The sequence below is a fragment of the Arenimonas sp. genome (assembly GCF_019459675.1).
Lineage (GTDB): Bacteria > Pseudomonadota > Gammaproteobacteria > Xanthomonadales > Xanthomonadaceae > Arenimonas.
In genome coordinates this window covers 1-12,119 of sequence record NZ_JAIBFH010000337.1, presented here as the reverse complement: position 1 = coordinate 12,119, position 12,119 = coordinate 1, and the positions used below count along the sequence as shown (strand labels likewise).

The following is a 12,119-nucleotide window of genomic DNA, read 5'->3' as shown; positions in this document are numbered from 1 at the left end:
GCGTCCCGCGGCGGTTGCCACCGCCTTAAAAAACAAAACCCCGGCAAGCGGGGTTTTGTTGAAACTGGAGCGGGAAACGAGACTCGAACTCGCGACCCCGACCTTGGCAAGGTCGTGCTCTACCAACTGAGCTATTCCCGCAGTAGACGCATATTTTGGGGGAAGCCCCCCGGGGGTGTCAACACCCTTTTTCGAATTCAGCCTTTCTTGCGCATCGTCGGCCAGGCCGCGTGCAGGTAATCGAAGCCCGACCACAGGGTCAGCGCGGCGGCGATGGCCAGCAGCCATTCACCGATCCGGAAGATCGGCAGGCCCAGCAGGCTTTCCTGGTACAGAAGGCAGCTGATGGCCACCATTTGCACAATGGTCTTGATCTTGCCCAGGTTGGCCACTTTCACCAGCCCGTGGGCGCCCATCTGCGCCATCCATTCGCGCAGCGCCGAAATGGTGATCTCCCGGCCGATGATCACCGCGCTCAGCAGCGCCATCCACGGCGTGTCGTAGCGCTCCACCACCAACAGCAGCGCGAACGTCACCGACAGTTTGTCGGCCACCGGGTCGAGGAAGGCGCCAAAGGCCGAGAACATGCCGTAGCGGCGCGCAATCCAGCCGTCCAGCCAGTCGGTAAGCGCGCCGACGATGAAGATCGCCGCCGCAGCCACGTTCGTCCAGGCGAAAGGCAGGTAGAAAACCACCACCAGCACCGGGATCAGCAGGATCCGGAACAGGGTCAGCATGGTGGGAATGGTCAAGGTCACGGTGTTCGGTGCTCAGGCATCGGTCTGGGGGGATTGTGGCTCAAGTCCATGCAGCGCGGCATAAATACGCTGCGCCAGCGCCGCATTGACGCCCTCGGCGCGGGCGATTTCCTCGGCGCCGGCTGATTTGAGCCCCGCCAGCCCGCCGAAATGCTTGAGCAAACTGGCGCGCCGGCGCGGTCCGATGCCGGGAATATCCTGCAGGCGGCTGGTCTCGCGGGTCTTCTGGCGCTTGCCGCGGTGGCCGGTGATGGCGAACCGATGCGCCTCGTCGCGCACCTGCTGCACCAGCTGCAGGCCCGGCGACGCGGCGCCCGGACGAAGTTCACGGCCGTCGGCCAGCACCAGGGTCTCGTGGCCGGCGCGCCGTGCGGCGCCCTTGGCCACGCCCACCATGGCCACGCCCTGCACGCCCAGTTCGTCCAGCACGGCCCTGGCCTGCGCCAGCTGGCCAGGGCCGCCGTCGATCAACAGCAGGTCGGGCAAGATGCCGTCCTCCACGCCGCGCTTGAAGCGCCGCTGCAGCGCCTGGTGCATGGCCGCGTAGTCGTCGCCCGGCTCGATGCCGCTGATGTTGAAGCGGCGGTACTGGCCGCGCACCGCGCCCTCGCCGTCGAACACCACGCACGAGGCCACGGTGGCTTCGCCCATGGTGTGGCTGATGTCGAAGCACTCGATGCGCTTGGGCAGCTCGGACAGTTCCAGCATTTCCTGCAGCGACACCAGCCGCGCGCGCTGGCTGGCGCTGCTGCCGATCTCGGTGGCCAGCGCCAGTGCGGCGTTCTGGCGGGCGATTTCCAGATAGCGGGCGCGCTCGCCGCGGACCACCGGCTTGATCTCGACCTTGCGGCCCGCCTGCGCACTGAACACGTCCTGCAGCAGGTTGATGTCGGCGATCACGTGGCTGAGCACGATTTCGCGCGGCGGCCGCTGTTCGAGGTAGTACTGCGTGACGAAAGCCGCCAGCACTTCCTCCACGGTCTCGGCGCCGTTGGGCTTGGGGAAGAAGCTGCGCGTGCCCTGGTTGAGGCCGTTGCGGAAGGCCATCAGCAGCACGCAGGCCATGCCCTGCTCCATCTCGCAGGCCAGCACGTCCATTTCCACCTGTTCGCCTTCCACGTACTGGCGCGCCTGGATCTTGCGCACGCCGGCGATCTGGTCGCGCAGCTGGGCCGCCTGTTCGAACTGCAGGCGCTTGCTGGCCTCTTCCATGGCCTTGCCCAGTTCGTCCACCAGCTCGCCGCGGCGGCCTTCCAGGAACAGCGCCGCGCGGCGCACCGTGGCGTCGTAGTCGCGCGTGGCCACCAGCCCGACGCAGGGCGCGCTGCAGCGGCCGATCTGATGCTGCAGGCAGGGACGGCTGCGGTTGCGGAACACGCTGTCGGCGCAGCTGCGCAGCTGGAACAGCTTGAACATCAGGTCCAGCGTCTCGCGCACGGCGCCCGTGCTGGGGTAAGGCCCGAAGTAGCGTCCCGGCACCGATCGCGGGCCGCGGTGGAAGCCAAGCCGCGGCCAGGTTTCGTCGGTGAGCAGCAGGTGCGGGTAGCTCTTGTCGTCGCGCAGCAGCACGTTGTAGCGCGGACGCAGCGACTTGATCAGCTGGTTCTCGAGGATCAGCGCTTCACTTTCAGTGCGCGTCACCGTGACTTCGATGGCGGCGATCTGCGCCACCATCAGGGCGATGCGACGCGACGGCAGGTCCTTCAGGAAATAGCTGCCCACGCGCTTTTTCAGCGAAAGCGCCTTGCCCACGTAAAGCACGCCGCCGTCGGCCCCGAGCATGCGGTAAACGCCCGGTGCGGGCGTCAGGTCGCGGACGAAGGCCTTGCCGTCAAAGCCGGGCGGCCCGGGATTGGGTGGCTGTTCGGGGCTCATTCGCCGATCGGCAGCCGGCCCAGCTTGCCGCTGTCCAGGTCATAGCGCAGCACTTCATGGGCGCCGGTGTTGGCGATCCAGAGCGAGCCGGCACCGGCAGCCAGTGCGCTGGGTTGCACCAGCGGCTGCGGAAGCACGTGCGTACTCATCTCGCCGCCGCCCAGCCGAAGCTTGCGCAGGCTGCCGTTGTAGCAGTCGGCCACCCACAGCACCGGCGACGTCGGGTCCAGCGCCAGCGCCATCGGCAGCTGCATGCGGGCGTCGCGGCGCTGGCCGTCCTGTTCGCCGAATTCGTACAGCCCCTGCCCCACCAGCGTCTGCACGTTGGACTGGGCCAGCTGGATGGCGCGGATGGCCGACGTGGCCGAATCGGCCACGTACAGAGTTTGCTGCACCACGGCCAGGCCGGCAGGATGGGCGAACATGGCGGTGCGCGCCGCGCCGTCGGCGATGCCCAGTTCGCCCGAGCCGGCCACCAGCTTCAGGCGCGCCTGGCCCAGGTCGAATTCCCAGACCTGGTTGCTGCCGGCCATGGCGATGTAAATCCGATCCTGCGCGCAGGTGATGTCCCAGGGCTGGTTGAGCGACAGCGCGGCGCCGGGTTCCTGGCTGCCTTCGCGGACCGGGCCGGGCGTTCCCGAACCCACCACCGTGTCCACCGCTCCGTCGAGCAGCCGGATCCGGCGCAGCGCATGGTTGCCGGTGTCGGCCACGAACAGCGCCTCGCGCACCAGGCAAAGCCCGCGCGGGCTGCGGAACGCGGCCGTATCGGCCGGGCCATCCACCAGGTCGCCGTGGCCCGTGCCGAACTCGCGCAGCACGCGTCCCGAATGGGTGCACTCGAGGATGCGGTGGTGGCCGGTGTCGGCAACGTAGAGGTGGTTTTCGCCCACCGCCAGGCCCGAAGGGAAGGACAGCGGCAGCCTGGGTTCGGCGCCGGTGCGGCGGGGCGCGTCCGCCGCCACCGTGGCGCCGCCCACCTCGTCGATGAGCCCGGCGATGGCGGCGTCCAGGGCCGCCAGGTGCTGGTCGCCAGCGAAGACTTCGCGCAGGCGGCCGCGGGTATCAATCAGCGCCACCGACGGCCAGGACTGGATGCCGTAGTGCTGCCACGTGGTCCAGGTGCGGTCGTTGGCGACCGGAAAAGTCAGGCCCAGGCGATTGGCCGCCTTCAGCACCAGCCGACCGTCCAGTTCGGAGTCGAACTTGGGCTGGTGGATGGCCAGGATGGACAGACCGACCGGGAACCGCAGCTGCAGCCGCAGCAGTCCCTCCAGCAGGTTGCTGCAGTAGGCCGAAGACGCATTCCAGAAAACCAGCGCGAGCACGCGACCCGTCTGGCCGGCGACGGTCTGCGGGTCGGCGTTGAGCCACTGCAGGCTTGAGGGAAGCTCAGGGGCGGGTGTGTTGGCCTGCGGCATGGGCGCGTGCTCCGGGGGGAATGGGATTATGCCTGCCCGCCAAGCCGCGACGGCAGGGGCAGGCGTGGACGTCAGGTGAGGCTGTGCCCCTGGGCCAGGGCCTGTGCGCGGGCCAGGTCCGCTTCGGTGTCCACGCCCGGCGGGAAATCCACCGGCGTCAGGCCCACCGCGATGCGGTACCCCGCCTCGAGCACGCGCAGCTGTTCCAGCGCCTCGAGCTGTTCGAGCCGACCCGGCGGCAGCGCGGCAAACTGGCGCAGGAACCCGGCGCGATAGGCGTAGATGCCGATGTGGCGCAGCGCGCCCTCGCCCGCCGCACCCAGCCGGTCGCGGGCGAAGCGGTCGCGCTGCCACGGGATGGGCGCGCGGCTGAAGTACAGCGCCAGCCCGGCCTGGTCACGCACGATCTTCACCGCGTTAGGGTCGAACAGCGTGTCGCTGTCGTGGATCGGCGTGGCCAGCGTGGCCATCGGGGCCGCGCCAGAGGCCAGGGCCATCGCCACGGCGCGGATGCCTTCGGGGGGTGCGAAGGGTTCGTCACCCTGCAGGTTGACCACGATCTGGTCGTCGGCCCAGCCCAGCTGGTCGGCGCATTCGGCCAGGCGGTCGGTGCCGGACGCGTGGTCTTCGCGGGTCATGCACAGGGTCAGCGATTCGCCGGCGAGGGCCTCGGCGATGCGGGCATCGTCCGTGGCCACCACCACCTGGCGCGCGCCGGCGGCCAGGGCCCGCCGCGCCACGTGCACCACCATCGGCGTGCCGGCGATCAGACGCAGGGGCTTGCCGGGCAGGCGCGTGGCGCCGTAGCGGGCCGGGATGGCAACGATGAAATCAAGGGTCGGCATGCGCGGAACTCCATTCGGCAAGGCGCTCGTGCAGCTGGGCGAAGAAACCGGCGGGCAGTTCGGCCCGCACCGGCACGGCGTAGGCGCTGACCAGCGCGAAATCAACGCATTTCACCGCATCCTTCTCGGTCATCAGCAGCGGATGTGGCGGCGACAGGCGCAAGTCATCGGGCCGGTAGGCGTGGTGGTCGGGGAACGCATGCTCAATCGGCGCAAGTGCGTGGTCGCGCAGCGCGGCGAAGAACCGACCTGGATTGCCGATACCGGCAACGGCATGCACCGGGGCGCCGGCGAAGCTCGCCAGTGGACGGGCCGGGCCGCCGTCCAGCGGCTCGGCCTGTCCCAGCACCAGCCGCATCGGCCACTCGCCTGCGTCTGCGGTGCCGCCGTTGACCACCCGCAGGTCCACGCGCCGGCCGGCCGGTTCGCGCAGCGGGCCGGCCGGGATCAGGCGGCCATTGCCGTGCCGGCGTTCGCCGTCCACCACTTCGATCTCGATGTCACGGCCCAGCCGGCGGTGCTGCAGCCCGTCGTCGGCGATGATCAGGTTGCAGCCCTCGGCCACCAGCCGCTGGGCGGCCGCCACTCGGTCACTGTCCACGAATACCGGCAGGCCGGTCTGGCGGGCGATCAGCAGCGGCTCGTCGCCGCACAGCTCGGCCGGCATGCCGGTCGATACCCGCACCGGATCGTGGGACTGGCGGCCATGGCCCCGGCTGACGATGCCAGGGCGCCAACCCTGCGCCTCCAAGCCGCGCGCCAGGGCGACGGTGAGCGGCGTCTTGCCGCTGCCGCCGGCCACCAGGTTGCCCACGACGATCACGGGCACGCGCAGGCGGTGGGTGCGCAGCAAACCGCGCCGGTACAGCCAGCCGCGCACGGCCACCAGGCCGGCAAACAGCAGCGCAGCCAGCTTCAGCCCGGGCCCCGGCGCCACGCCGCCGTACCAGCGGCGCAGCAGCCAGCGCTCCAGGCGCGCTCTCATCCAGCCTCCGGCTCGCGGAACTGCATGCGGTGCAGGTGTGAATAAAGCCCGCCGCGCGCCAGCAGCTCGGCATGCGTGCCCCGCTCCACCAGCTTGCCGGCGTCCAGCACCAGCACCTGGTCGGCGTGCTCGACCGTGGACAGGCGGTGGGCGATGACCAGCGTGGTGTGGTCGGGGATCAGGCGGTTGAGCGCGTCCTGCACCAGCCGCTCGGACTCGGTGTCGAGCGCGGCGGTCGCCTCGTCCAGGATCAGGATGGGCGCGTCCTTGAGCATCGCGCGGGCGATGGCCAGGCGCTGGCGCTGGCCACCGGAAAGCAGCCCGCCGTTTTCACCGATGCGCCCCTGCATGCCGCCCGGCAGCCGGTCGATGAATTCGGCGGCATTGGCGGCCTCGGCCGCCGCGCGGATGCGCGCCGGGTCGGTGCCCGGCGGCTGGCCGTAGGCGATGTTGGTGGCGATGCTGTCGTCGAACAGCATCACGCGCTGGCCGACGATGGCGATCTGGCGGCGCAGGTCGGCCAGGCGGTAATGGTCCACCGGCACGCCATCGAGCAGCACGCTGCCGGCGCTGGCTTCGTAGAAACGCGGCAGCAGGCGAATCAGCGTGGATTTGCCGCTGCCTGAACGTCCCACGATGGCGGTGACGGTGCCGGGCGCGGCGCTGAAGGAAAGATTGTCCAGCGCGGGCGCGTCCTGGCCCGGATAGCGCACGCTGACGCCCCGGAATTCGATCTCGCCGCGCGCGCGCAGCAGCGGCGTGGTGCCGGTGTCGCGTTCGTCGGGCTCATCCAGGATGCCGAACAGGCGATCGGCGGCCGCCACGCCTTTCTGGATCAGGCTTTGCACGTTGGTGACGCGCTTGAGCGAGGGCAGCATCGCCATCATCGCGGTCAGCAGCGACACGAAGCTGCCGGCATCCATCCGGCCCTGCGCGGCCTCCTGGCCTGCCACCAGCAGGATCACCGCCAGCCCCACCGCCGCCAGTGTCTGCACCATCGAAGAGGCCGCGGCGCGGGTGGTGTCGACCTTGACGCTGAGCTTGAGGTTGCGATTAACCAGCGCGTCGTAGCGCTGCTGCTCGGACGCCTGCGCGCCGTAGACCTTCACTTCCTGCTGGGCCGCCAGGGCCTGTTCGGCAACGTGGGCCATGTTGGCCACGCCGTCCTGGATGCCGCGGTTGATCTGGCGATAGCGCCGTCCCACCACCGCCGACACCAGGGCGATCAGCGGCGCCACCACCAGCATCACCACCGTCACCAGCGGACTGGAATAGAACATCACGCCCAGCAGCACCACGATGGTCACGCTGTCGGTGATCAGCACCTTGATGGCGTCGCTGCTGGCCTGCGTGACCTGTTCGGTGTCGTAGTTCAGGCGCGACACCATGGCCGGTATCGGCTCAAGGTCGAAGCGCGTGCTGGGCAGGCGCAGGTATTTCGCCAACACGTCCTGGCGCAGGTCACGCACCACGCTGCGGCCGGCGCGCGACATGCCGTAGTCGGTGGCGAACGTGGCGAGGCCGCGCACCACGAACAGCCCCACGATCACCAGCGGCAGCACGTAGCGCATCTGCGGGTCGGGGGCGACGAAGGTGTCGTTGACCATCGGCTTCATCAACAGCGTGAACGCGCCGGCCGAGGCCGCCTCGATCAGCATGCCGACGGCCGCAGCCCCCAGGTAGAGCCAGTAGCGTCGCGCGCGGCCCAGCAGCCGCCCGTAGATCGCCCAGGCCGAGGCTTCCCCGGTCAAGGGCTGGCCTCGGGCGTGGTGGCCATGGAAATCTTGGTGAAACCCACCTGGCCCAGCGCGTCCATCACCGTGATCACGGACTGGTACGGCGTGCGCGCGTCGGCGCGAACCACCACCGGGCGGCTGCGGTCGGTGCCGGCGATCTGGACGATGGCGTCCTTGAGCGAGCCGACGTCGCGCTTGAGCACCTCGTTGGTGCCAACGAACAGCCGCCCGTCGGCATCCACCACCACCACCAGGGGTTCGCCGGTATCCACCGGGGAGTTCGCCTGCGACGTGGGCAGCACCAGCTTGAGGGCCGAGCGCTGATCGAAGGTGGTGGTCACCACCAGGAAAATGATGATGCAAAAGACCACGTCGATCAGGGAGACCAGGTTGATCTCCGGCTCGTCGGGAACGCGTCCCGAACTGAGCTTCATGCCTCGCCCTTCCTGGCGCGGGCCGGCTTGGCGGGCGGCGCGGCCGCGCCTTCGTCCAGCGCATCGAGCAGCTGGGTGGCCTGCTGTTCCATGTCCACCACGTACCCGGTGACGCGGCCGCGCAGGTAACGATGGAACATCAGCGCCGGGATCGCCAGGCACAGCCCGGCCGCGGTGCTCACCAGCGCCTGGCCGATGCCGCCGGCCAGTTGGTTGGCGTCGCCCACGCCCGTGGTCATGATGCCCAGGAACATTTCGATCATGCCGAACACCGTGCCCAGCAGGCCCAGCAGTGGCCCCACGGCGGCGATGGTGCCCAGGGCATTGAGGAAGCGCTCCAGGCGGTGCGCCACGTGGCGACCTACGTCCTCGATGCGCTCCTTGATGAGCTCGCGCGGGCGGTGGCGCACGTCCAGGCCGGCGGCCAGCAGTTCGCCCAGCGGGGAGTTACGGCGCAGCACATCGATGTGCTTGGGGTCCAGGGTGTTGCGGCCGCGCGCCCACTCGCGCACTTCCTCGCCCAGGCCCGGCGGCAGCACTTCGCGGCGACGCAGGGTCCAGAAGCGTTCCAGGATGATGGCCAGGGCCAACACCGCCAGGACGAGGATCGGCAGCATCACCCAGCCGCCCGCTTTGATCAGTTCCAGCACGCCTCACCTATCGGGTTCAGGACTTCCAATAGCATAGCCTGACGCGCCGGGCCCGGCATCGCGCCAGTATCGGCGGCGATCCTGGCGCATGCGTTGGCGCACCTGCACGCCGCCGGGCCCCAGGCGCAGATGGATGGCGCCCGAACTCGCCGTATCCAGCAGGGCAACCCGATAGCGTTGATAGCGGTCCAGTACGATGGCCTTGGGAAGGCCGAAGCGGTTCTGGTTTCCGATCGCCACCAGGCCCAGCGAAGGACGCACGGCGGCGATGAAATCCAGGCTCGACGAGGTGTCGCTGCCGTGGTGGGGCACCAGCAGCACGTCGGCCCTCACTTCAGCCGTGGGCAGCTTGGCCAGGCGCGACTCGACATGACGGCCGATGTCGCCGGGCAGCAGCGCGCTGGCCCCGTTGGCCTGCACGCGCAGCACGCAGGAACTCTGATTGCCCAGGTAGGGAAAGTGCGGTGTTGGATGCAGGAACGAGAACGTCACGCCGTCCCAGGTCCAGGCCTGGCCCGTTTGGCACGCCGTCATGCCTTTGGTCGCCCAGCCGGCAGGCGCCAGCACCCGCGCCGTGGCCATCCCGCGCGTTACTGCCCCGGCGCCGCCGGCGTGGTCGTTGTCGCCGTGGCTTAGCACCAGCGCATCCAGCCGGCGCACGCCATGGGCACGCAGCGCGGGCAGCACCACCGCTTCGCCCAGGTCCAGCCCGCGCGGCACCGCCGCGCCGGCGTCGTAGAGCAGGTCGTGGTGCCGCGTTCGCACCAGCAGTGAAAGCCCCTGCCCGACATCGAGCAGCACCAGGTCGAATTCACCGTGCGCCGGACGATCAATGGCCGGCCACAGCATCGGAAGCATCAGCAGCGCCGCCAGCGGCTTGCCGGGCGTGCCGCGCGGCAGCAGCATCCAGAACGCCGCCGCCATCGCCAGCGCGACCGAAACCAGGCTGGGTTCGGGCAGCCAGACCAGCGCCGGTGGCCAGGCCGCGATGCGCTCCAGCGCGATCCACAGCCACTGCATCAACTGGCCCGATGCCTGCCAGCAGGCGTCTGCCGCCGCGTCGGAGATCGGTAACAAGGCCAGGCCTACCAGCGCCATCGGCACCACCAGCAGGCTGATCCAGGGAATGCCGACCAGGTTGACCAGCGGCCCCGGCAGCGAAGCCTGGCTGAAGAACCAAACGCTCAGAGGCAGCAGGCCCAGCACGGCCACGCCCTGCGCCTGTACGAACGGCACCAGCACCTTGCCTTCGGTCACGCCGGGCAGGCACCAGGCCAGCCAGACCACGCCCAGGAAGCTCAGCCAGAAGCCCGGTGCCAGCACCGAAAGCGGATCGGCCAGCAGCACGGCGATCAGCGCGAACGCCAGTGCTTCCGCCAAACCCTGCGGGCGCCGGGCGAGGCGTGCCAGCAGCACCACCGCGATCATCAGCAGCGTGCGCACCGTGGGCAGCGCGAAGCCGGCCAGCGCGGTATACGCCGAGGCGAACACCAGTGCGCTGGCGGCCGTCACCTGCGGTCGCGGCCAGCCCCGGCGTTGGCCAGGCAGCACCCGATGCAGCAGTTGACCCAGCAGCGCACCGAAGCCGGCCACCAGGCCGACGTGGAAGCCCGAGATGGCTATCAGGTGGGTGAGCCCCGTTGCGCGCAGCACCTGCCAATCGTCGTCGGAAAGGCTGCGGGTGTCGCCCAGGGCCAAGGCAATGACGAAGCGCGCCTGCGACGGCGGCAGGGCCGAAGCTATCCGCTGCGACAGACGGCTGCGGGCATGGTCCAGCCCGCTGCCGGGCAGAAGTTGGCGCGCCCGGTCGGGCTCCACCACGTACCCGGTGGCGGCGATGGCGTTTTCCACTGCGCGACGCTCGAAGTCGAAGCCGCCGGGGTTGACCAGCCCGCGTGGCGTTCGCAGCCGCGCCTCGAAGCGCCAGACGCTGCCCGGTTCGATCACGGGCAGCGTGTCGGGTGGGCGGGTGTACCAGCCCAAGCGCAGCTTCCGCCCGACCAGCGTGGCGGCCTCGCCTTGCGCGGCCGTGACGCGAAGCTCGAATCGCAGCGCGTCGGCAGCTCCCACGGGCAGGCCCAGGATGCGGCCTTCCAGCGAAACCTGTAGCCCGGAGCGCTCAGCCGGCAGCTGCACGGCCAGCGCGGCCCCGCCGTGCAGCGATGCCAGCGCGAGGCCGACCAGGGCAGCGCCGCAAAGTCGCGCGGCGCCGCATCGGAGCCAAAGGCAGACACCCGCGGAGCCCAGCACGAGGGCGGCAGGCCACGGCGGCAGATGCGCCAAACCCTGCACCGCCAGCACGCCCAGCAGCAGCGCCGCCGCCACGGCCAGCCCGAAAGGCGCCGGCGCGACCGCCCGCGCTGGCGGCACGGCTCAGTCTTCCTGGAGAGGTCGCAGCTGTCCCTGGGTGAGCTCCAGGGTCCTGTCCAGTCGCCGCGCCAGGCGGCGATCGTGGGTCACCATGACCAGGGCGATGCCCTGCTCGCGGTTGAGTTCAAGCAGCAGCTCGAAGACCGAGGCCGCGGTTTTCTCGTCGAGGTTTCCCGTGGGCTAGTCGCCCAGCACGCAGGCCGGGCGCGTCACCAGCGCCCCTGCCACGGCCGCCCGCTGGCCTTCGCCGCCGGACAGTTCGCCGGGCTTGTGGCCCAACCGATGACCCAGGCCGACGCGTTCAAGCAGTGCCAGCGCCGGCTTGCGTGCCTCCGCCACGGCGGTGCCTCGCACCAGCAGCGGCATCATCACGTTCTCGAGCGCGGTGAACTCGGGCAACAGGTGGTGGAACTGGTAAATGAAGCCCAGCGCCCTGTTGCGCAGCTCGCCGCGTGCGCGCTCGCCCAGGCTCGAAATGCGCTGGCCGGCGACGTAAACGTCGCCCGAGCTGGCCTGGTCGAGGCCGCCGAGCAGGTGCAGCAGCGTGCTTTTGCCAGCGCCGGACGCACCCACGATGGAGACGGTTTCACCTGCGCGCACCGCCAGGTCGAGCTGGTCGAATACGGGCGTGCACAGATCGCCTTCCCGGTAGGTTTTCCCCAGGCGATCGCAGCGGATCACCACGCCGTCGTTCGAGAAGTCATTCATAGCGCAGCGCCGTCGCCGGGTCGGTGCGGGAGGCGCGCCAGGCGGGATAGAGGGTGGCCAGCAGGCACAGCACCAGCGAAACGGCCGCCACGGTGGCCACGTCTGACGCCTGCACGGCAGTCGGCACGCCGCCGCTGATGTAGTAGACGTCGGCAGGCATCAATTCGGCCCCCAGCAGTTTCTCGATCACGCGCACTACGTGCGACAGGTTGGAGGCCAGCAGTACTCCGCCAACCACGCCAATGGCGGTGCCAACCACCCCGATGACCGAACCCTGCACCACGAAAACCCGCATGATGCCGCCCGGTGACATCCCCAGCGTGCGCAGGATGGCGAT

At 69.7% G+C, this 12,119-nt stretch carries 10 protein-coding genes, 1 tRNA gene and 1 pseudogene; all 12 read right to left on the bottom strand.

Annotated features, from left to right (window positions below; genetic code table 11):
- Positions 1-65: 65 nt before the first annotated feature.
- Positions 66-141: transfer RNA gene (locus K0M70_RS11320), tRNA-Gly, on the bottom strand.
- A gap of 56 nt (positions 142-197) precedes the next feature.
- Entirely contained in the window at positions 198-758 is a 561-nt protein-coding gene (gene pgsA / locus K0M70_RS11315) for a CDP-diacylglycerol--glycerol-3-phosphate 3-phosphatidyltransferase (RefSeq protein WP_290781962.1), read from the bottom strand.
- Positions 759-770: 12 nt separating this feature from the next.
- Positions 771-2,633, bottom strand: a complete 1,863-nt coding sequence (uvrC, locus tag K0M70_RS11310) for an excinuclease ABC subunit UvrC (protein ID WP_290781961.1) — start codon at positions 2,631-2,633, stop codon at positions 771-773.
- Positions 2,630-4,054, bottom strand: a complete 1,425-nt coding sequence (locus tag K0M70_RS11305) for a hypothetical protein (protein WP_290781960.1) — start codon at positions 4,052-4,054, stop codon at positions 2,630-2,632. Before K0M70_RS11305 ends, uvrC begins: the two co-directional genes overlap by 4 nt.
- A 71-nt stretch (positions 4,055-4,125) precedes the next feature.
- Complete coding sequence (gene kdsB / locus K0M70_RS11300; RefSeq protein WP_290781959.1) at positions 4,126-4,899, bottom strand: 3-deoxy-manno-octulosonate cytidylyltransferase; 774 nt, start codon at positions 4,897-4,899, stop codon at positions 4,126-4,128.
- Positions 4,886-5,884 (bottom strand): tetraacyldisaccharide 4'-kinase, encoded by a 999-nt coding sequence (lpxK, locus tag K0M70_RS11295; protein ID WP_290781958.1) that lies wholly within the window; start codon positions 5,882-5,884, stop codon positions 4,886-4,888. Before lpxK ends, kdsB begins: the two co-directional genes overlap by 14 nt.
- The gene (gene msbA / locus K0M70_RS11290) at positions 5,881-7,635 is read right to left on the bottom strand and encodes a lipid A export permease/ATP-binding protein MsbA (RefSeq protein ID WP_290781957.1); all 1,755 of its coding nucleotides are present in this window, start codon (positions 7,633-7,635) and stop codon (positions 5,881-5,883) included. The genes lpxK and msbA overlap by 4 nt, the downstream gene beginning before the upstream one ends.
- Entirely contained in the window at positions 7,632-8,054 is a 423-nt protein-coding gene (locus tag K0M70_RS11285) for a biopolymer transporter ExbD (protein ID WP_290781956.1), read from the bottom strand. The genes msbA and K0M70_RS11285 overlap by 4 nt, the downstream gene beginning before the upstream one ends.
- A complete protein-coding gene (locus tag K0M70_RS11280) occupies positions 8,051-8,704 on the bottom strand; it encodes a MotA/TolQ/ExbB proton channel family protein (protein WP_290781955.1) in 654 nt (217 codons plus the stop codon). Before K0M70_RS11280 ends, K0M70_RS11285 begins: the two co-directional genes overlap by 4 nt.
- A gap of 3 nt (positions 8,705-8,707) precedes the next feature.
- Entirely contained in the window at positions 8,708-11,074 is a 2,367-nt protein-coding gene (locus K0M70_RS11275; protein ID WP_290781954.1) for a DNA internalization-related competence protein ComEC/Rec2, read from the bottom strand.
- A gap of 3 nt (positions 11,075-11,077) precedes the next feature.
- Positions 11,078-11,782 (bottom strand): annotated as a pseudogene (lolD, locus tag K0M70_RS11270) (lipoprotein-releasing ABC transporter ATP-binding protein LolD).
- A partial coding sequence (locus tag K0M70_RS11265) for an FtsX-like permease family protein (protein ID WP_290781953.1) occupies positions 11,775-12,119 on the bottom strand: 345 nt, incomplete at its 5' end. The pseudogene lolD and the gene K0M70_RS11265, both read right to left, overlap by 8 nt.